The sequence below is a fragment of the Geothrix mesophila genome (assembly GCF_022808835.1).
Classification (GTDB): Bacteria; Acidobacteriota; Holophagae; order Holophagales; family Holophagaceae; genus Geothrix; species Geothrix paludis.
Genome location: NZ_JAKZLD010000001.1, coordinates 1416424 through 1436298, shown reverse-complemented (window position 1 = coordinate 1436298; position 19875 = coordinate 1416424). Strand labels below are relative to the sequence as shown.

The 19875-nt window shown below is 66.9% G+C and carries 14 protein-coding genes; 3 read left to right on the top strand and 11 right to left on the bottom strand.

Annotation, left to right across the window (positions count from 1 at the left end; all coding sequences use genetic code 11):
* Nucleotides 1–223: 223 nt before the first annotated feature.
* From MLG87_RS06505 to MLG87_RS06455, 11 genes are all read right to left on the bottom strand, one after another.
* Complete coding sequence (locus tag MLG87_RS06505; RefSeq protein ID WP_243294375.1) at nt 224–2491, bottom strand: alpha-amylase family glycosyl hydrolase; 2268 nt, start codon at nt 2489–2491, stop codon at nt 224–226.
* Nucleotides 2492–2510: 19 nt separating this feature from the next.
* The gene (gene glgP / locus MLG87_RS06500; protein WP_243294374.1) at nt 2511–4163 is read right to left on the bottom strand and encodes an alpha-glucan family phosphorylase; all 1653 of its coding nucleotides are present in this window, start codon (nt 4161–4163) and stop codon (nt 2511–2513) included.
* 71 nt (nt 4164–4234) lie between these two features.
* On the bottom strand, nt 4235–5890 hold the full coding sequence (locus tag MLG87_RS06495) for an alpha-amylase family glycosyl hydrolase (RefSeq protein ID WP_243294373.1): 1656 nt from the start codon (nt 5888–5890) through the stop codon (nt 4235–4237).
* Nucleotides 5891–6095: 205 nt separating this feature from the next.
* Nucleotides 6096–6527, bottom strand: coding sequence for a pullulanase-associated domain-containing protein (locus MLG87_RS06490; RefSeq protein WP_243294372.1), 432 nt, complete (start codon nt 6525–6527; stop codon nt 6096–6098).
* A gap of 56 nt (nt 6528–6583) precedes the next feature.
* A complete protein-coding gene (gene malG / locus MLG87_RS06485) occupies nt 6584–7474 on the bottom strand; it encodes a maltose ABC transporter permease MalG (protein WP_243294371.1) in 891 nt (296 codons plus the stop codon).
* A gap of 11 nt (nt 7475–7485) precedes the next feature.
* Nucleotides 7486–9018, bottom strand: coding sequence for a maltose ABC transporter permease MalF (malF, locus tag MLG87_RS06480; RefSeq protein ID WP_243294370.1), 1533 nt, complete (start codon nt 9016–9018; stop codon nt 7486–7488).
* 76 nt (nt 9019–9094) lie between these two features.
* Entirely contained in the window at nt 9095–10300 is a 1206-nt protein-coding gene (malE, locus tag MLG87_RS06475) for a maltose/maltodextrin ABC transporter substrate-binding protein MalE (RefSeq protein WP_243294369.1), read from the bottom strand.
* 45 nt (nt 10301–10345) lie between these two features.
* On the bottom strand, nt 10346–11443 hold the full coding sequence (locus MLG87_RS06470; RefSeq protein WP_243294368.1) for an ABC transporter ATP-binding protein: 1098 nt from the start codon (nt 11441–11443) through the stop codon (nt 10346–10348).
* 62 nt (nt 11444–11505) lie between these two features.
* A complete protein-coding gene (locus MLG87_RS06465) occupies nt 11506–13194 on the bottom strand; it encodes an alpha-amylase family glycosyl hydrolase (protein WP_243294367.1) in 1689 nt (562 codons plus the stop codon).
* 70 nt (nt 13195–13264) lie between these two features.
* Nucleotides 13265–14623: a maltoporin gene (locus tag MLG87_RS06460; RefSeq protein WP_243294366.1), complete on the bottom strand. Its 1359-nt coding sequence runs from the start codon at nt 14621–14623 to the stop codon at nt 13265–13267.
* Nucleotides 14624–14702: 79 nt separating this feature from the next.
* Nucleotides 14703–16352 (bottom strand): alpha-glucosidase, encoded by a 1650-nt coding sequence (locus MLG87_RS06455; RefSeq protein ID WP_243294365.1) that lies wholly within the window; start codon nt 16350–16352, stop codon nt 14703–14705.
* A gap of 429 nt (nt 16353–16781) precedes the next feature.
* On the opposite strand from MLG87_RS06455, the gene MLG87_RS06450 reads away from it, so the two are divergent.
* The 3 genes from MLG87_RS06450 (at nt 16782) to MLG87_RS06440 (ending at nt 19874) form a co-directional block, all read left to right on the top strand.
* Nucleotides 16782–17816 (top strand): glucokinase, encoded by a 1035-nt coding sequence (locus MLG87_RS06450; RefSeq protein ID WP_243294364.1) that lies wholly within the window; start codon nt 16782–16784, stop codon nt 17814–17816.
* A 71-nt stretch (nt 17817–17887) separates the two neighbouring features.
* Nucleotides 17888–18856: a LacI family DNA-binding transcriptional regulator gene (locus MLG87_RS06445; RefSeq protein WP_243294363.1), complete on the top strand. Its 969-nt coding sequence runs from the start codon at nt 17888–17890 to the stop codon at nt 18854–18856.
* 115 nt (nt 18857–18971) lie between these two features.
* Nucleotides 18972–19874 carry a DUF4097 family beta strand repeat-containing protein gene (locus MLG87_RS06440; RefSeq protein ID WP_243294362.1) on the top strand — a complete coding sequence of 301 codons (903 nt, stop codon included), beginning with the start codon at nt 18972–18974 and terminating at the stop codon, nt 19872–19874.
* Nucleotide 19875: the final 1 nt, after the last annotated feature.

Below are 19875 nucleotides of genomic sequence, written 5' to 3'. Positions count from 1 at the left end.
GCTTGGCGGCCTTCAAGAGCTGGCATTCCCGCCCCGCGTGTGGCCAGCCGCGCACGCGCGACTGGGGGCCGAAGGCCCAGGTGGCCAATCTCCATCGCGCTTCGCGCCTTTTCGCGTCTTTCGCGGTTCCTTGCTTTTCTGGCTGGGTCAGGCCGATAACCAGGCTTGGCTTTTCTTGGTGTCTTCGTGGTGTTCGTTTATCTTTTGAAAGCGTCGTACAAGACTATTTCCTGAAGATGGCCGAAGTCAGCGGATCCAGAATCACCGAGGAGCCGCTGACGGCCACGCCGGTGGAGGCGGTGATCGCCGTGGTTCCGGCGGTGGCGCCATCAGCGACCAGGGTGGCCGTGGCGAGGTCGATGTCCGCGGTGAAGGTCTTCGCGGTGGTGTCGGCGTTGTGGAAGACGTACCAGGTGCCCGTGCCGTCCGATGACACGGCCTTGTACCCGAAGGCCAGGGCGCTGCTGCCGGCGCCCGAGGCCGGAAGGCTGGTCAGGCTGGCGGCCCGCACGGCGTCTGGCAGCCGGAAGGCGTTGGTGTTCTTGCGGAGGGCGATGAGTCCTTGGACGTAGCGGTAGAGCTGATATCCGTTCTGGGTCGTGTCGTAGTTGGTGAAGCCGCCCGCCAGGGGGTTGCCGCTTGTGTACACCCGGGACCAGGCCACCAGGTTGATGGCGTCGGAGGCGTTGTAGGAGTTGTCCACGAAGTAGCGCCCGCCGTTCGATTTGGTGTTGGCGTACAGCCCGGTGGTCTCCTTCGTCCGGAACATCTCGTCCCCGGCATGGATGAACGCGAGCCCCTGGGAGGTCAGCAGCGCGGCGTAGCCCACCTTGGCCCGCTTGAGGAGGATGGCGTCGCCTGCCGCGGTCTTGGGCGAGGCGGTGGCCATGGCCAGCACGTCATAGAGACAGAGGTTGTCGTGGCAGGTGAGGTAGCTGGCCACGTTGCTGGTGGAGCCCGGCGCGAAGGTCGGGCTGGTATTCGTGGGGACGCCGGCGATGTTGGAGAACAGGGTGGCCACGGACTGGGAGACGCCCGTGAGGAAGGCGGGCTGGCCGTCGTTGGGGTAGCCGTTCTTGAACACCTGGCGGTAGCTGTCGGAGAACATGGCGACGTTCTGGCCCAGAAACTGGGCTGAGTTTCCCTGGTCCGCGCCGGTGGTGGCATCGCCGTTGTAGTCCGTGGCGGGCCCGCTGTAGAAGCCGTTCCACCCTTCTCCGATGAAGAGGGTCTTCGGGTTGTACGACGAGGCCGCGGCATAGGCGGCCTTCACCGTCTGGGTGTCCAGCACGCCCATGAGGTCGAAGCGGAAGCCGTCCACCTTGTACTCGCGCACCCAGTAGGCGATGGAGTCTACGATGAGCTTCCGCACCATCTTGGCCTCGGAGCGCACGTCCTGGCTGCCCGCGCCGTTCCGGCTGGTGCTGCGGTAGTAGTAGCCCTGGATGCCGGTATCGCCCAGCACGGCGTTGTTGGCGGTGTGGTTGTAGACCACGTCGAGGATGACGCCCATGCCCTGCTTGTGGATCTCGTTGACCAGCGTCTTCAGCTCATTGATGCGGGCGACGGGATCCGTGGGGGCCGCCGAGTACATGCCCGTGGGCGTGAAGTAGTTCTGGGGATCGTAGCCCCAGTTGTAGTTGGCGCCGGAGGTCTTGGCGATGTCCAGCTCCCGGGTGCCGATCTTGGTCTGGTCGTAGGTGTAGTTCTCCAGGGGGCAGAGAAGCTGCACGTGGGTGACGCCCAGCTTCTGGATGTGGGGCAGCAGGTCCACCAGCCCCTTGAAGGTGCCCCAGGTGTGCCCGGCGGCGAAACCGCTGAGGTTGGGATCCACCGTGAGGTCGCGCACGCCGGCCTCGTAGATGATGGCGTCCCGGTTGGAGGCGAAGGCGTAGGGAGCGGCCGTGGCCCCGTCCGGCCCCTTCATGGCCGATCCGTCGAAGTAGTAGGAGGCGCCGGCGTAGGGTGTCCAGCCTCCGTCCGGTCCGACGGATGCGGGATCGATGATCGCTCCCTTGCCGATGCTGTCCCCCGTGATCGAGGCGCTGGGCGTGCGGACCCACTGCGCCATGGACTTGGCGTAGGGATCCAGCACGTACTCGCCGCCCACCTTGAAGATATAGAAGCTCTGCGCGGGGAGTGCGATGGCCCCGGTGCTCCAGACGCCACCGGATCCGCGGGTCATGGCCACCGTGGCGGCCGGCGCGTTCAGGGCGTCGTTCCAGTGGGCGTAGAGGCAGAGGCTCACACTCGCCGCGTTGGGGTTCCAGTAGGAGAAGCTCACGGTTCCGGGACCGAAGACGGGGCCGAGGGAGGTGCTGGGCACCTTGTAGTAGCTGGCGTCAGGGGCCGGCGTGGCGTTCGGATCCGCATCAAGGGCCGAGGCGCTGGGGTTGGAAGGGCTCGTGCTCCCTCCCCCACCGCCTCCACCTCCGCAGGCGAGCAGGAGGGCCAGGCTGGCGGCCAGGGGAGACAGGGCGGCTCGGGACATGGGGCCTCCTGCGGAGGAACTAGCGGGAGACCCGCTTGTACATCCGGCTGTAGTACTCGTCGAGCATGCGCTCGACACCGAAGGCATCACGGGTGCTCCGGATCGAGGCGGCCATCATGTCCACCCAGGCGTCGTGGCGATCGTAGTAGGTGGGCAGCACCTCGTCGGACAGCACCTTCTTGAAGGCTTTGAAGTCGTGCTTGTCCAGCAGGGCCTCGTCCTCGCTCTCGAACCCGTCGCCGAACTGCCAGCCGTTCACGCCGTGTTCGCAGGCCTCGGGCCACCAGCCGTCCAGGATGGAGAGGTTGAGCACACCGTTCATGGCGGCCTTCATGCCGGAGGTGCCAGAGGCCTCCTTGGGCCGACGCGGGTTGTTCAGCCACACGTCAGAGCCGCGGGTGAGCATGCGGCCGATCTCCATGTCGTAGTTCTCGAGGAACACGACGCTCTCGGGGTACCGCTTCGTCATCTCCAGGATGTTCTCGACGATGCGCTTGCCGTTGTCATCCAGGGGATGGGCCTTCCCGGAGAAGACGATCTGGACTTTGCCTCCCTTCAGCAGCGGCTCGATGAACTTCCGGTCGGTGAAGATGAAGTTCGAGCGTTTGTAGGGCGCGGCGCGGCGGGAGAAGCCGATGAGGAGCCGGTCAGCGTCGAGCTTCACGCCCGTGCGGGCCTCCACGAAGGCGATGAGCTTCTTCTTGTTGTCCAGGTGCGCCTTCCAGAGGGAGTCCTTGGCCTTCTTCGTGCCATCGTAGGCGGCGCCGAGGTCGAGCATGCGGGCATCCACCCAGGTGGGGCGATGGATGGCGTTGGTGATGCCGATGATCTCGCTCCGGCCCTCGATGTGCTTCCACATCTTGTTGGAGGTGACGCGGTGCAGGTCCGCCACGGCATTGGAGATGCGGGACAGGTGCAGGGCCCCTACGGTCATGTTGAAGGGGCTGCCCCCGAGCTGCTTGAGCTGGGCCTTCGTCATGCCCAAGTTGGCGCCCATGTAGAGGAAGCGGTCGATGGGATGGGACTCGTTCCCCTGGACGATGGGCGTGTGGGTGGTGAAGACGACCTCCTCGCGGGTCTTGGTCCAGGCGGCCTCGAAGGCGGCACCCTTGGCCATGCGCTGGTGCATCAGCTCGAAACCCGCGAACAGGGCGTGACCTTCGTTGAAGTGGTAGACATCGGGCTTGATGCGGAGGGCCTGGAGGGCGCGGACGCCGCCGATGCCCAGCACCATCTCTTGGGCCACGCGCTCCTCGCCGAACCAGCCGTAGAGCTGGCCCGTGATCCAGCGGGCCTCGCCATCGTTCTCCTCAATGTCCGTGTCCAGCAGGTAGAGGGAGTCCACCCCATAGCTGTTCACACGCCAGACCTTGATCTTCACCGGCCGGCCCTTGATCTCCACCTCGACGGTGACGCCGGTGTCCTCCAGGAACTCGTGGCTGGCGTTCTTGTAGGCGTCGTAGACCTTGCCGGTGGAGGGGTCCACCATCTGCTCGCCGTAGCCCTGCTTCCAGCGGATGCCGATACCCACCATCGGGTAGCCGTGGTCCTTCACGCCCTTCAGGTAGTCGCCGGCGAGGATGCCCAGGCCGCCGGAATAGATCTTGAACGAGCTCTCGAGGGCGTATTCCATGCAGAAATACGCGACCCGGGGCAGCTTCTTGGTGGTCATGCAGGCTCCTTCGTTCCCGATTTGTGCGATGTTCAGCGCGCCATTCGTGCCGAATGGCGCGGAGGTCAAATTCAGTGGGCTTCGCCCTGCACCCGCTCCAGCAGCACGACGCCATCGGCCTCCAGCGTGACCTTTCCGGCCGCCACCGTGGCGGTGCGTCCGGTGTAGGCGTCCCGCAGCGTTTCGCCGTCCTGGAACGCGCCGGCCACGGGCAGGCTCACCTGGCCCTTGGCGCCCAGGGCCACCACCACGTGGTCGCCGCTGGCCGCTTCGACGCGGCTGAAGGTGTAGGGAGCGTCGCCCAGCTGCTTGTGTTCGCCGGTGGCCAAGGCCCGGTGGCGGGCCCGGAAGGTGCCGAGCTTGCGCCAGTGGGCGAGGACCTTCGCATCCACCTTGCCCCAGTTCATGTCCGAGCGGGTGGCCTGCTGCTTGTCCGTGCGGGGCATGGGCCCCTCGGGCCGCGCGGTCTCGTCGCCGTAGAAGATCTGCACACCGCCGGGGGCCAGCAGGAGGGCCGTGCCCCCCTCGATGAGCCGCGCGCGGTCGAAGAGCTCGGTGTCATGGGACGAGAGGTAGTTCAGCATGTGGACGGGCTTGCCGGCCTGGGCCTGGGCGTAGCTCCGGAAGAGCTTCTCGGGCTTGGCGAAGGCGCCGTCCTGCTGCTGGAAGTCGAAGTTGATCATGGCGTCGAAGCCGAAGCCCGTCATCTTGTGCTTCTCGGGCCCCGCGCCCCAGTACTCGCCCACCATCCAGAAGGGGGCCTCGTCCACCTTGCGGGTGGGGTTCTTGGCCTTGAACTCCGTCAGGGCCTTCACGGCCTCGGTCTTGAGGGCGGCCCAGGCCTCCGGCTCCACGTGCTTCACCGTGTCGCAGCGGAAGCCGTCCACGCCGTACTCGCGCACCCAGTCCGTGAGCCACTTGATGAGGTAGCCGCGCACGGTGGTGTTGGCGAGGTCCACCGCCTTCGTGTCCGTCTTCTCCTTCAGGAACTTCGGGAGCTTCACGGCCTCGGTGCTCTCGGTCCGGAAGTCCGGCAGGAAGGCCAGCTGCATGGTGAGGTCGTTGCGGCCCCCATCGATGTAGCCGGGCAGCCCGGCGCGCACCCAGGGCCGGCCCCACCAGTCGCCGAACTTGAAGGAGTTGTAGTCGATGTAGTTGTGGTAGTTCCGCAGCAGGTTCGGGTCCTTCTCCCAGCCCTCCCAGAGCACATCCACCTTCAGGTCCTTGGCGGTCTGGATGTCGAGGTAGCCGGGGTGGTTCATCACCACGTCGAAGAGCACGCGGATGCCCTGGGCGTGGGCCGTGTCCACCAGTTCGCGGAGGTCCGCCGCCGTGCCCAGGTTCTGGTCGATCACCGTATAGTCCAGGGCCCAGTAGCCGTGGTAGCCGTAGTGCTTGAACTCCCGCTGGCCGCCCTGGACCCAGCCGTGGATCTGCTCGTAGGGCGCGGTGATCCACAGGGCGTTGACGCCCAGCTCCTTGAACCAGCCCTCCTTGAGCTTCTGGGTGAGACCCTTGAAGTCGCCCCCGTGCCAAGTGCCCACGTCGTCCTTGGGATTCATCTCCCGCTGGCGGCCGTAGGCGTGGTCGTTGGAGGGGTCACCGTTGACGAACCGGTCCGTCATCACGAAGTAGACGATGGGGTTCTCGGCGAAGGTGCCGGGAACGGCCACAGGCGCCTGGGCAAGTGCGGACAGGTGGGTCGCAGCGAGTCCAACCGCCAGCAATAGGGAACGAAAAGCCGGGCGGCTTTGAAGCGGAAACATGGGACCTCGGGTAGAAACATTCAACATGACGGTGATTCAAGGCAGGCCTTCTTGTTCACCGTTCATCACCGTCTATCACTGGTTCCTTTTTCTTGAGCGCTCTGTTCGAGGAAAAGGAAGGTCAACCGGTGATGAACGGTGATGAACGGTGAGAAGGCTGAAGGCCCTACTTCTTGCAGACGTGGTCCTTCAGGGCCTCTTCCTTGGAGAAGAAGATGGTGCGGTCGCCGTTGACCACCCAGATCTCCTTGTGGGCGCGGCCGTCGAAGGCCATGTCCTTGGCGCCCTGCTCCTTGATGTCGCCCTTGTGGATGATGTAGTTCACCTGGGACTTGGAGCCGGTGTTGAACTCCTCGAGGTCCACCTGCCAGAAGACGCCGAAATCGGTCTTGCCGGTGGGCATCATGGGGTTGGGCCACTCGATGTCGGGCAGGGGCATGTTGGGGCTCTTCCAGAGGTGTACGCCCCACTTCTCGTACTTGCCGTCGCAGCGGTGGTAGTTGATCTGGATCTTGCCCTCGGGCGGCGCGGCGAGGGCGGGGGTGATGATCAGGGCGATCACGGCGATCGCCTTGAGGAAGGTCGTGCGGAGGCTCATGCGTGACTCCTTGGGGGAAGGGAGGGCTCGGCCCTCGGGTTGGGTGGGAAAGCGGTTCAGCCCTTGTTGGCGCCGGCGGTGAGGCCGGAGATCATCCAGCGTTGGACGAGGATGAAGACGATGGCGATGGGCAGGCCGGAGAGGATGGCAGCGGCCGCGAAATCGCCCCAGAGGTACTTCTGCTGGTAGAGGAACTGCTTCATGCCCGCGGCCATGGTGAGCTGGTCCTGGCTGCGCAGAAGGATGGAGGCCACCGGATATTCGTTGACCGCGCCGATGAAGGCCAGCAGGAAGATGACCATGATGATCGGCAACGCCATGGGCAGGAGCACCCGCCAGAACGCCTGCCAGGGCGTGGCCCCGTCCACGGTGGCGGCCTCCTCGATCTCGGCCGGGATGGTTTCGTAGAAGCCCTTGATGGTCCAGATGTGCAGGGCGATGCCGCCGGAATAGGCGAGGACCAGCGCCCAGGGGCTATCGATGCCGAAGGCGGGGAAGGTGTGCCCGAGCCGGGAGAAGATCGAGTGGATGGCGATGAGGGCCAGGATCGTGGGGAACATCTGCATCAGCATCAGCCCCACGAGCGAGGCCTTCTTCCCGGCGAACTTCATGCGGGCGAAGGCGTAGGCGGCGGTCGTGGAAAGCAGGACCGCCGTGGTGGCCGAGAGGGTGGCCACCTTCACCGAGTTCCACAGCCAGCGCAGCACGGGCAGGTCGGGCAGGATCACCCGGCCATCGGCGTTGGTCACCGGGAGGCCCAGGGCGAAGCGCCAGTGCTCGAGGCTGATGGTCGTGGGGATGAGGCTCCCAGAGGCGAAGTTCCCGGGACGAAGCGAGATGGAGACCACCATCAGCAGCGGGAAGATGACCAGGGCGCAAAGGCAGATCAGGAACACGTGGGCGGCGACGACGCGCCAGCGCTGGGATTTGTCGATGACGATGGCCATGGCGTCTCCCCTCAGCGCTTGGTGTCTTCGGCGATCCGGGTGGACCGGATCTGGATCATCGAGATCACGGCCACCATCAGGAACACCACGGTGGAGATCGCGGCGCCCAGGCCGAACTTCTGGCCCGAGTCCTGGAAGGCCATGCGGTAGGTGTAGGACACGAGGATGTCCGTGGTGCCCGCCGGCGTGGAGGTGTTGAGGAAGTCCGGCAGCCCGCCCGTCAGGAGGTTGATGAGCACGAAATTGTTGAAGTTGAAGGCGAAGGAGGAGATGAGCAGCGGCGTCAGGGGCTTGAGGATCAGCGGCATCGTGATCCTGAAGAAGTTGGTGATCGGCCCCGCGCCCGCCACCGCCGAGGCCTCGTAGAGGTCCTGGGGGATCGCCTTGATGAGGCCCATGCAGACCACCATCATGTAGGGGAAACCCAGCCAGGTGTTGACGATGAGGATCATCGTCTTGGCCAGGAACGGATCCGAGAACCAGGTGGGCTTGATGCCGAAGAGGCCGTTCAGCACCAGGTTGATCTCACCGAAGTTGTTGTTGAAGAGGCCCTTGAACACCAGGATGGAGATGAAGCCCGGCACCGCGTAGGGCAGGAAGAGCAGCAGCCGGTACAGTCCCCGGAACCGCAGGTTCTCCCAGCTGAGCAGCACCGCCAGCACCATGCCGAGGGTGGTGCAGAAGACCACCGTCAGGGTCGAGAAGACGATCGTCCAGATGAAGATCCGCCACAGCGGCTCGCGCAGGGAGGTGTCCGTGAAGATCTGGACGTAGTTCTTCCAGCCGATGTCCACCTGGAAGCCCGGCGTCACCTGCTCGCCGTCGGCGGTCTCGTAGAAGCCGGTCTTGTGGTTGGGCCGGAGGATGCTCTGGTCCTGGTTGTTCGTGAGGCTGCCGTCGGGGTTGCGGGCGTACTGGGGCCGGCTGGGCGCGAACTCCCTCAGGCCGGTCATGCGCACCTGGCCGCCATCGGGCATGGCTACCGTGATGCCCTTGAGGAAGGGCTGCTGGTCGATCAGGTCCTTGAGGGGCATCTCGTCGCCGGGCAGCGGCTCCGTGGCGGGCTGGGCCTTCAGGATGAGGTGCGTCCCCTCGGCGCCCAGGGCGAAGGGCTCCGTCGCGAAGGCGGCGCCGCTGTCGGCGTCCTCCAGGTGGAAGCGCCAGCGGCTGCCGTCGGCGTGAAGCGCGGACGTGTAGGTGGCGCCCTCGGCCCGGTAGGTCTCCTCCAGCAGGTACTGGGTGGCCCGCTTGAAGGTCAGGAGGTTCGTGGAGCTGTAGTTCGTGAAGCCGATGCGGATGGTGTAGAGCATCGGGAAGACGACGAAGATCAGCGCCGCGCCGATGCCCGGAAAGAGGTACCGGTACGCGTAGGTCTTCTTCGAGGTGTAGATCCACACGAAACAGACCAGGGTCACGAGCATGACGCCCGCCAGCAGGGTCTCACCGGTGGCGTAGATCACGGTGACGACATACAGCCCGGCCAGTCCCAGGAGGGCCATCAGGAGGGGCGGCAGGAGGCGTTTGAGAACCGGCGGCATGGGCATGGGTGGATCCGAATCGGGAGGAGGGCCCCGGGCGGCGGAGCGGACCCAGAGGCCCGCCCCGCACCGGGAGGAACGGCTACTTGAGGATCCGCTTGGCGGCGGCGTCCAGGGCTTCCTTCGGGGTCTGGCGGCCTTCGGTCATGTTGTTCAGGGCGGAGACCATGGCGGCCCAGAAGCGGCCCATGCGGGGGTTGTTCGGCATGACGACGCCATCGGTGGCGCTGGCCATGGAGACCTGGATGAAGGGATCGTTCTTCATCTTGGCGTAGGCGGCCTTGTTGGCGGGGGCGCCGATGGCCACGTCGGCGTTGATGGTCTCGAGCCCCTTCAGCGTCAGCATGTTGTTCTCGATGAACTCGCGGGCGATGTCCACGTTCCCCGCGGAGGAGGCGGCCTTGGTGATCATGGCACCCATGTAGCCCACGAAAGGCTTGGCGGGCTTGCCGGCCACGCTGGGGAGCTTGGCCACGCCGAAGTTGATCTTGGCCTTCTTGAGGTTGTCCCAGGCCCAGGGGCCGCTGATCATCATGGCGAGCTTGCCCTGGGCCATCTGGGCTTCCATGTCGGCATAGGTGGCGCCCTTGGGCATCACGCCCTCCTTCACCAGCTTCGTGAGCAACTCGGCGCCGATGACGGCCCCGGCGTTGTTCACGCCCGTGTCCTTCTGGTCATAGGTGCCGTCGGCGTTCATCTTGAATGCGTAGCCGCCGTTGGCCGCCAGCATGGGCATGGTGAAGTAGGTGTTCGTGTAGTCCCACAGGATGGCCTTCTTGCCCTGGGCCGCGAACTTCTTGTCGAGGGCGAAGATCTCCTCGAAGGTCTTGGGCGGGGTCTTGACCAGGTTCTTGTTGTAGATGAGGGAGACCGCCTCGATGGCCACGGGGTAGGCCCACACCTTCCCCTTGATGGTGAAGGCCTGCCAGGCCTTCTCATCGATCTGGTCCTTGATCTTCTTGCCGGGGGTCACGGCGTTGATGACGCCACTGTCGGCCCACTCGCCCACGCGGTCATGGGCCCAGATCCAGATGTCGGGCCCCTTGCCCTCTTCGGCGGCCGCCTGGAACTTGCCGGGGGCGTCCTCGGGGTGCTCGACGACGACCTTCACGCCGGTCTTCTTGGTGAACTCGTCGCCCACCTTCTGGAGGCCGTTGTAGCCCTTGTCGCCGTTGATCCAGATGAGGAGCTTGCCCTTCTCGGCGGCCTGGGCCACGGTCAGGGCGCCGGCGACGAGCAGGGTGGCGGTGGTGGCCGCCAGTTTGCGGAGGGTGGATGGATGACTCACGACAGTCTCCTTGGGTTGGGCCGGAAGGTCCGGTGGATGAGAACGCTAGATGAGGCGGGTGCAGGCCCGGCCGTCCGGGCCGAACAGGTGGCAGTGCTTGGCCGGGAAATGGAGGTGGGTCTCGTCGCCGGTCCGGAGGGGGGTCTCGGGCAGGGCCTTCACGGTGAGCTGGCCCTGGCCGCCGGGGGCATGGACGTACAGGAAGACGGTGTCGCCCAGGTGCTCCGACACAATCACGGAGGTGCGGGCCGTGCCTTCGCCGGAGGCGGTCTCGGCCAGGAGGCGTTCGGGGCGGATGGCCAAGGTGAGCGCCGCGCCCTCGGCCTGGCCCCGGGCGTCGACCTGGGCGGTCACCTGGGTGCCATCCTCCAGCCGCACCGTGGCCAGCGCTTCCGTCGCGGAGACCAGCGTGCAGGGGAGGAAGTTCATCTTGGGCGAGCCGATGAAGCCGGCCACAAAGCGGTTGGAGGGGCGCCGGTAGAGCTCCAGGGGCGTGCCCACCTGCTCGATGCGGCCCTCGTTGATGACCACGATGCGATCGGCCAGGGTCATGGCCTCCACCTGGTCGTGGGTGACGTAGACCATGGTGGTGGCCAGGTCCTTGTGCAGGCGGGCCAGCTCCACCCGCATCTGCACGCGCAGGCCGGCATCCAGGTTGGACAGGGGCTCGTCGAAGAGAAAGACGCCGGGCTTCCGCACGATCGCCCTGCCGATCGCCACCCGCTGGCGCTGTCCCCCCGACAGCGCCTTCGGACGGCGATCGAGCAGGGGTTCGATCTGGAGGATCTGGGCGGCCCGCTGGACGGCCTCCGTGATCTCCTGTTTCGGACGCCCGGCGAGCTTGAGGCCGAAGGCCATGTTCTCGGCCACGGTCATGTGGGGGTAGAGGGCATAGCTCTGGAACACCATGGCGATGCCGCGCTTGGAGGGCGGCACCTCGTTCACCTGGCGGCCTCCGATGTAGAGCTCGCCGCTGGTGATCTCCTCCAGGCCGGCGATGCAGCGCAGGAGCGTGGACTTCCCGCAGCCCGACGGCCCCACGAAGACGACGAACTCCCCGTCCGTGATGCCGAGGTCGATCCCGTGGAGGATCTCGATGTCCCCGAAGGACTTGCGGAGGGCTTTGAATTGGAGGTCGGCCATGGGGATTCCGGTGGAGACAGGTGGAGCCAGATGGATAGGGCCGCGGGGCCCGGGAGGCAAGGTCAGTTCAGGTCGCCGTGGAGGGTGCCCTGGAAGCCTGTGCCGGCCACGTAGAGCACGCGAACCCCGAAGGAGGGCAGGCCGGTGGCGGTGTAGGTGTCGCCGCTGAGGGCGCCGGCGCCCTTCAGGTCGCCCAGGATGGCCTGCACGGGACCGGAGACGGGCACGCCGAGGGCCGTCAACCCGGAGACGGTGACGGTCTGGGCCGCGCCCGTGAGGTTGGCCACCACCAGCACCCGCTCGGTGCCCGCGTCCCGGAGGTAGGCCAGGGCCTTGCCGGTGCCCACGTCGGTGGAGAGGGTGGTGTAGCCGCCGCGCAGGGCCGGGTAGGTCTTCCGGGCCTGGATGAGGTAGGTGCACCAGCTCAGGATGGAGTCGGGCTGGCCCGTCTGGGCCGCCACCGCCGCCCAGTCCATGGGCTGGCGGAGGTTGATGTCCGAGCCCGCCTTGCCGGTCATGCCCACTTCGTTGCCGTAGTAGAGGATGGGCGTGCCGGGGGACAGGAGGTTCAGGGCCTCGGCCAGGATGATCCTCCTCCGGTCGCCGCCGTACTGGGTGCCGGGGCGCGAGATGAGGTTGTCGTGGTTCGAGTCGAAGGTGGCCGAGCGATAGCCTGCCGGGTAGGTGCGCTGCTCATACTCCCAGAGGGAGGTCAGCTGCGTGGCGTCCCCCCGGCTGATGGTGTTGTAGACCGCCCAGGGCGCGCTGAAGTCCAGGCACAGGTGGAACTCGTTCGTCCCATTGCCGTAGTAGGGGGCCACGCCGGATGCATCGTTGGTCCAGGCCTCGGCGATCATGGCCTTGCTGCTGTGCTTCGTGGGGTCGCCACCCGGATGGGGATGGAGGTCGCCGCTGTCGTACTCGTCCAGCAGCGCGCGGAAGGCCTGGAGGCGCGCGTGGGTGTCCGGCTGGTCCGCCTGCTGGCCGGGGCCGGTCTCGCAGAGGTAGCGGACGGCGTCCACGCGCATCCCGTCGAAGCCGCGGTCCAGCCAGTAGGCCTGGACCTTCCGCATCTCCGCCTGGACGGCGGGGTTGTAGAAGTTCAGGTCCGCCAGGGTGTCCGTGGCGAAGGAGGTGTAGAAATAGCCCGAGGCGCCGGATTTCCAGACGTCCTGGGGCGTTCCGCCGCCCCAGGGGAGGCCCCAGCCCGCGGGCTGGCCGGCGCTCCAGATGTACCAGCTGTCCCGCGTGGCGGCATTCGTGAACCAGGGGTGCTTCGTGGAGGTGTGGTTCGGCACGAAGTCGAAGAGGATCCGCATCCCCTTCGCGTGCACGGCCTCGATGAGGGCCTTGAGGTCCGCGCGGGTGCCGAAGCGGTCGTTCACGGCGTAGTAGTCCGTCGTGTCGTACCCGTGCATGTTGTCGCCCTTGTAGCCGCACTCGAAGATCGGCGAGAGCCACAGGGTGTTCACGCCCAGGGACTGGAGGTAGTCCAGCTTCCCCTGGAGGCCCGGCAGGTCGCCGATGCCGTCCTGGTAGGCGCCGTCGGCGAAGGCCTTCACCCAGACGTGGTAGACCACCGCGTCCCGGTACCAGCCGGGGGCATTCTCCAGCTGCTGCCCGGGGGCGATGGTGGTGGTGTCCACCGGGTAGCGGCTGGCGTCGCTCGATTTGGGGCCGACGCAGGCCATCCCGCCCACCAGGAGGTAGGCGAGCAGGGCCGTGGCCGTCATCAGGCGGGGGATCTTCACATCCGGTCCTTTGCGTCAGGAGCCAGGAAACGGCCCGTCCCGGAGGACGGGCCGTTTCGTCAGCCAGCCATTACCACCAGGCCTCGACCTGGGCGCCGAACGTCAGGCCCTGGAGGGAGTTGCCGAACTGGCCTTCTCCGATCAGGTTCCAGTTGTTGGCGTTCTTGTTCCAGTCCGCGCGGGTGACGAAGAGGCGGATCACCGGGCGGCTCCAGAAGGAGGCCTGGGGGCTCCACTGCAGCGCGATGGTGTTCTTGAGGAGCTTGCGAGCCTCATCCTCGTTGTCGAACTTCAGCTTGTCGAAGCCGACTTCATACGCCACGGAGAAGTGCTTGGTGAAGAAGTAGGTGGGACGCACGCCGACGGAAGTCCAGGCGTTCGTGGTGCCTTCCATGGTGCCCTTGCCGTTCTGCTTCCGGTACTGCACCACGCCCTGCATCTCGAGGTTGGACACCGGCTTGATGTAGAAGATGTCCATGACGTGCCACCAGTTGTTCTCGGTCTTCACGTCGGGGTTGTACCAGTTCCAGTAGGTGGAGCCGTTGCCCCAGGTGGCGTAGACGCGGTTGTCGCCGCCGAGCACGCCGGCCTGGTTGACGATCAGGTTGTACTGGATGCCGTTGTTCTTGTTGCCATCGTTCTCGTAGCCGGTCTTCGTGCGGGCGTCGTTGTACTGCACGCCGAAGGTCAGCGATCCGCCTTCCCAGAGCTTGATGTCGGACACACGCAAGTCGTGGGAGCCCACGATCGTGTGGCCGCCGCCGCCCACCCACTGGCTGTAGGGATTCACGGTGCCCAGGATGGCGCCGTTGTTCCAGTCGCTGCCCAGGTTGCCAGTGTCGTGCTGGATGTAGGCGTAGTGGAGCTTGAGGGCGCCGAAGTCGATGTTCTCGATGCCCACGCCGTCGCCGCTGTTGTTCCAGTACCACTGGTCGCGGATGTGGAGGTCCTGGCGCATGTAGAAGCGCCGGCCGGCCCACAGGGAGGCGTCCTTGAAGGGGCCGCTGTTGCCGAAGATGCCGGTGGCCTCGCCCCAGGTCTCACGGAGGTAGACCATCTGGTTGGGGTTGGCGACCTTGCTGTTGTCCACGTTGCCACCCGCGTCGGCCGACGCGTCGCGCACCTGGTAGAACTGGCGGAAGGTCGGGCGGAAGTGCAGCTTGAAGGTGGTGTTGCCCTTCTCATAGGCCTTCACGTCCACGGCCAGCTCGAGGTAGTTGTCGGTCTCGTTGCCGAGGCGGTAGCCGGGGCCGTTGGTGGGGGCGCCGCCGGTGTTGGCCATGAAGAACGACACCTGCTCGCCGCCGTTCGACGAGCGGCCGACGCCCATGCGGGTGTAGCCGTGGATTTCGACCACGTCCTGCGCGAGGAGCGGTCCGCAGGCCAGCGCCAGGGGCAGCGCGGCCTTGATGAGGGAGAGAGACTTCATGGTCTTGCCTCCAGTGGGAGAAGCCGCGGGGGCGGCGGGTTGGGTGGGAAGCTTGCGGAGGGAGGGCCGGCGCATGGGATCAGGCCATGCGGCCGAAGAACCCTCCCCAAGGGGGAAGGTGGAGGGTCCGGCCTTCAAGGCGGCAGGCCGGGAGGCCAGGCCCGTCGAGGGGCTGGACGGAACGGGGAACCGTGTGGCTGATGGGGTTGGGGCTCAGGTTGAAGGCCGCCAGGATGTGCTCATCGCCGGCCTCGCGGCGGAAGGCCAGAAGGGGCTCGACAGTGCGCTGGAACCGGATGGTCCCGCGCCGGAGGGATTCGAAACCTTTCCGCCAGGCGAGGAAGCGCCGGTAGAAGCCCAGCACCGAATCGGGATCGGAGGCCTGGGCCGCCACGGAGCGGCGCAGGTGATCCGGGAACATGGGCAGCCAGGGTTCCACCGTCGAGAATCCGCCCCGCGGCGCCTCGCTGGTCCATGGCATGGGGGTGCGACAGCCGTCCCGACCCTTGAAGTCCGGCCAGAAGGTGATGCCGTACGGGTCGATGAGGCGGTCGAAGGGCACCTCGGCCTCGGGCAGGCCCAGCTCCTCGCCCTGGTAGATGCAGAAGCTTCCCCGCAGGGAGCCCAGCACCGCCAGCAGCAGCTTCGGGAAGGCGGGATCATCCACGCCCTTGCCCCAGCGGGTGACCACCCGGACGCTGTCGTGGTTGGAAAGCGACCAGCAGCCCCACCCGCCGCCGCGACGGACATGGCGCTCGAACTCCTCCACCACGGACCGGATGCGCCCGGCGCTGAACTCGTCCGTGAAGAGGCTGAATCCGTAGGCCATGTGCAGCTTGTCGCCGTCCGCCGTGTACTCGGCCATAGTGGCGAGGGCGCTTTCGTCGCCGATCTCGCCCACGCTCATGGCGCCGTACTGGTCCAGCAGCGTCCGGAGGCGCTTGAGGAACCCCAGGTTCTCGGGCTGGGTCTTGTCGTAGCGGTGGATCTGCCGCCCGTAGGGGTTGCCCTCCTGGACGGAGGTGAGCTCCACGGATCCGGGCCGGGCCGCCGGGTTGTTCCGCAGCCGCTGGTCGTGGAAGTGGAAGTTGCAGGCGTCGAAGCGGAAACCATCCACGCCGCGCTCCATCCAGAAGCGAACCTCCTCGAGCATCTGGGCCTGCACGGGCTCATGGTGGAAGTTGAGGTCCGGTTGGGACTCCAGGAAGTTGTGGAGGTAGTACTGCCGTCGCCGCGGCTCCCAGGTCCAGGCGGAGCCGCCGAAGACCGACTGCCAGTTGTTGGGCGGCGTGCCGTCCGCCTTGGCCTCGGCCCAGACGTACCAGTCCGCCTTGGGATTGGTCCGGCTGGCGCGGCTCTCCTTGAACCAGGCGTGCTGGTCGGAGGAGTGGGACAGCACCTGGTCGATGAGCACCTTCAGGCCCAGGCGGTGCGCCTCGGCCACCAGCCGGTCGAAGTCCGCCAGCGTGCCGAAGGTGGGATCCACGCCCCGGTAGTTCGACACGTCGTAGCCGAAGTCCTTCATGGGCGAGGTGAAGAAGGGCGAGATCCAGATGGCGTCCACCCCCAGGCCGGCCACATGGGCCAGGTGGGCGGTGATGCCCGGAAGGTCGCCGATGCCATCCCCGTTCGTGTCCTGGAAGCTCCGGGGGTAGATCTGGTAGACCGCCGCCCCGCGCCACCATTCGGTGCCTGGGATCGGGTGGGTGACGGTATCCCGGACGGGCATGGTCTGAGTTCCTTTTGGAGTGAGGACGAAGGCGGGAAGTGGGAAAATCGAATGTAACCGGTTACAAATCGATATTCGCGGTGGATCAATCCTGGGTATCTGCAGGAAACATGGATGGGGACAGGGGTGTGGCGTCGAGGGGTGTGTAAACGGTTACAAGGAAGTCGCAGGTATGGTCGACTGGTGTCATGGGCGTGTCAAGAAAGGAATTCAGGGGAGGGGGAACTTTTTGACGATTCGCATGCGATGCAGCATTCAGGCTGCTTTCAGTCGCCGAGGCCCAGCCGGGGGTCATCCTGATCCGTCGGGAGCGGGTCGTGGGATCCAGTGGACGCCTCGCTCCGGAGGGAACAATCTGATCCTGGCCGGCCGTCATGGCCTGAAGGGGCGGTACTGCCCCGCTTTCGGGACCTGCTGAGGTGATATCCAGTGGATGCAACCGTTGACAACCTCATCCTGGTGGCGGACGTGGGCGGCACCAACCTCAGCCTGGCCCTGCTGGCGCCCGGCGAATCCGGCTACCGCCTCCACCGGAAGGAACGCTTCAGCACCCAGGATGAGCCGTCCATCCTGGGGCCGATCCGGCGGTTCCTCGCCTCTGCTCCGGCTGACCGGCCGGTCCGGGCCTGCCTGTCCGGGGCCGGCCCGGTCCTCGATCGCCGCATCCGCCTCACCAACGCCCCCTGGGACATGGACGGCGCCGAGCTGGAGCAGGCGCTGGGCATCCCGATCCGCCTGATCAACGACTTCACCGCCCTGTCCTGCGGCGTGCTCGAGCTGGACCTCTCGGACGGCCGCCAGGTCCTCCCCCTTCCCCACGGCGACGGCAGCCTCCCCAAGGCAGATCCCAAGGGCCTCGCCCTGGTGGTGGGCGCCGGCACGGGCCTCGGCGCGGGCTTCATCGTGCGCACGCCCCAGGGCGCGCGGGCCTACCCCAGCGAAGGGGGGCACATCGGCCTGCCGGTGTTCGACGAGGACTCCCTGGCCCTCTGGAGGCACCTGGCTGACGGCCTGACTGGCCCGCCGGGCGCCGAGCTGGCCGTCTCCGGACAGGGCCTGGCCCGCATCCTCCGCTTCCTCCTCGACTCGGGCCGCGCGCAGGGGGCGGCTGGAACCACTGCCCTCCTGGACCTTCCCGCCGCGGACCAGCCCGCCGCCATCTCCGCCCGTGCTGGCTGGGATCCGGCCTGTGCCCGCGCCATGGCGATGTTCGTGGACCTCTACGCCCGGGTCTGCGCCGAGCTCTGCGCCGCGTTCCTGCCCACGGGGGGGCTCTTCCTCGCCGGGGGCATCGCCGCCAAGAACTCCGAGCGATTCCTGGAGGGCGGCCGTTTCATGGCCCGGTTCGAGCGGAACTACCGCCCGCACATCGACGTCCTCACCCGGGAAACGCCGGTCTTCATCACCCGGGACTACGACCTGAGCCTCTACGGCGCGGCCCGCGCCCTGGACTGCCTGGATTGACGCCCGGATGACCGAACGCTATTCATGGGTGGTCCCTTCCCTTCTCCCGAGCTCCTTTCCCGGCGGCCCCCATGAAGATCACCATCGGTGAGATCGCCCGCCAGGCCGGTGTTTCCACGGGCACGGTGAGCCGCGTCATCAACGGCAAGCCCACCGTGGCCGCCGAAACGCGGGAAACGGTCCTCGCCGTGATGAAGAAGCTCGGCTACGAGCCGGACCCCGTGGCCAGGGAGCTGTCGCGGCGCAGCAAGCACACCCTCGGCATCTGGGTGGGCGCTGGCGAGAACCGGCTGTCGCCCTACTTCAGCGTCATCTGGCGCGCCCTGCTACGGGAGATGCAGATGCACGCCACCCAGTTCATCGAGCTTCCGGTGGACATCACCCCCGTGCGGCGGCGGCTGGACGCGGTGCTGATGTTCCATTGCACCGACATCGACCAGCGGCTGGCGACCCTCTGGCGGCGCGGGGTCCCGGGCGCGCTCATCGGCCACCACCCGGGCGTGTCCTGCGTGGCGCCCGACGACATCGGCGGCGGCCGCCTCGCCGCCATGCGCCTCCTCGCGCTGGGCCACCGCGACCTGCTGCACCTCACGGTGGCCGATGAGCACCAGTGGGCCGTGGACCGCGCGGCCGGCTTCACCGCCGCCCTGGCCGAGCACGGCGGCCAGTCCCTGGCCCCCGTCATCCTGCGGGGCGGGGGCTCGGTGCTGGGCGGCTACCGGCTCATGCGGGACGCCTGGCAGCAGGGCCACCGCCCGACGGGCATCTTTTGCGCGACGGACGAGATGGCCGTGGGGGCCCTCGGCGCCCTGGCCGACCTGTCCGTGGCCGTCCCCGAACAGGTCTCCGTGCTGGGCTTTGACGGCCTGGTGGACCTCTACCCCGGGCTCGCCTCCGTGGCCCAGGACATCCCCGCCATCGCCCACGAAGCCGTCGCACTGGCCCTCGGGGCCATCGAGCGCGACGCCATCCGGCACGTGGTGGTCCCGGTGAAGATCGTCGAGGGGTCCACGCTGGGGCCCGCCCCCAGGAAAAGCTGAGGTCCGGCCGCCCCGGCCGGGACCGGGACAAGCCCTGGTGACTAAACGCCCCCGAGGCATTACCGTGAACTTCACATCCAGGCCCGCCCTGGTTCTTTCCTCCACGGAAGCCGCCATGACCGTCTCCAGCCGTTGGATCCCCCTGTTCCTGGTCGGGAGCGCCCTGCTGGCCCAGGCTCCCCCTCTGCCGCCACCGCCTCCCCCGCCGGCGCCCCCGGCTCCGATGGTCGGGGTGGACGTGCCTTCCGGCTCGCGCACGGAGCAGCGAACGGAGAAGCTCGCCTACGGGTCGAAGCTCTGGGTGAAGAACCGCAACGGCGGCATCCGGGTGACCGGCTGGGACAAGGAGGAGGTCGCCCTCACCGCCCAGATCCGCGACAGCGAGAAGCGCCGGGTGGAACTGGTGCTCCAGCACAAGGGGTCGGACCTGGACATCGAGGCGATGTTCCAGCAGCCCTCCTGGAGCTTCGGCGTCTACATCAGCCCCCGCTGCGAGATGACGCTCCAGGTGCCCCGTCGGGTCCTGGGCTATTTCCGCACCACCAACGGCACCGTGGCCGTGGAGCACCTCGAGGGCTACGCCCGCTGCGAGGCCACCAACGGCGCCATCCTGGTCGCGGACGTCCGGGGCGAGGTCCAGGCGGACACCACCAACGGCCCCATCGAGGCCCGGAACCTGGCGGCCCGGATCAAGGGCGGCACCACCAACGGACGCATCGTCCTCGAGGACGTGGCCGGCGGCATCCGCCTGGAAACCACCAACGGCAGCGTCCGGGCCCGGAACCTGGACGGCTGGGGCGAGGGCATCTACCTGGAATCCACCAACGGCAGCATCGAGGTGGAGCTGGGCAAGGCCACGGGCGAGCTGATGGCCGAGAACAGCAACGGCTCCATGGACGTCAAGGTCCCCGGCGCGCAGATCGTCGAGATCACCAAGCACAGCGCCCATGTGAAGGTGCCCGGCCGAACGCAGCAGATCCGGCTCGAAACCACCAACGGCAGCATCCGGGTGAAGTAGT

Excerpts from the sequence above, each read along its gene's own strand:
- MLG87_RS06490 (WP_243294372.1), bottom strand. The coding sequence starts at position 6,527 with ATGAGCCTCCGCACGACCTTCCTCAAGGCGATCGCCGTGATCGCCCTG.
- MLG87_RS06470 (WP_243294368.1), bottom strand. The coding sequence starts at position 11,443 with ATGGCCGACCTCCAATTCAAAGCCCTCCGCAAGTCCTTCGGGGACATC.
- malF (WP_243294370.1), bottom strand. The coding sequence starts at position 9,018 with ATGCCCATGCCGCCGGTTCTCAAACGCCTCCTGCCGCCCCTCCTGATG.
- MLG87_RS06505 (WP_243294375.1), bottom strand. The coding sequence starts at position 2,491 with ATGTCCCGAGCCGCCCTGTCTCCCCTGGCCGCCAGCCTGGCCCTCCTG.
- MLG87_RS06455 (WP_243294365.1), bottom strand. The coding sequence starts at position 16,352 with ATGCCCGTCCGGGATACCGTCACCCACCCGATCCCAGGCACCGAATGG.
- MLG87_RS06440 (WP_243294362.1), top strand. The coding sequence starts at position 18,972 with ATGACCGTCTCCAGCCGTTGGATCCCCCTGTTCCTGGTCGGGAGCGCC.
- glgP (WP_243294374.1), bottom strand. The coding sequence starts at position 4,163 with ATGACCACCAAGAAGCTGCCCCGGGTCGCGTATTTCTGCATGGAATAC.
- malG (WP_243294371.1), bottom strand. The coding sequence starts at position 7,474 with ATGGCCATCGTCATCGACAAATCCCAGCGCTGGCGCGTCGTCGCCGCC.
- MLG87_RS06445 (WP_243294363.1), top strand. The coding sequence starts at position 17,888 with ATGAAGATCACCATCGGTGAGATCGCCCGCCAGGCCGGTGTTTCCACG.
- MLG87_RS06460 (WP_243294366.1), bottom strand. The coding sequence starts at position 14,623 with ATGAAGTCTCTCTCCCTCATCAAGGCCGCGCTGCCCCTGGCGCTGGCC.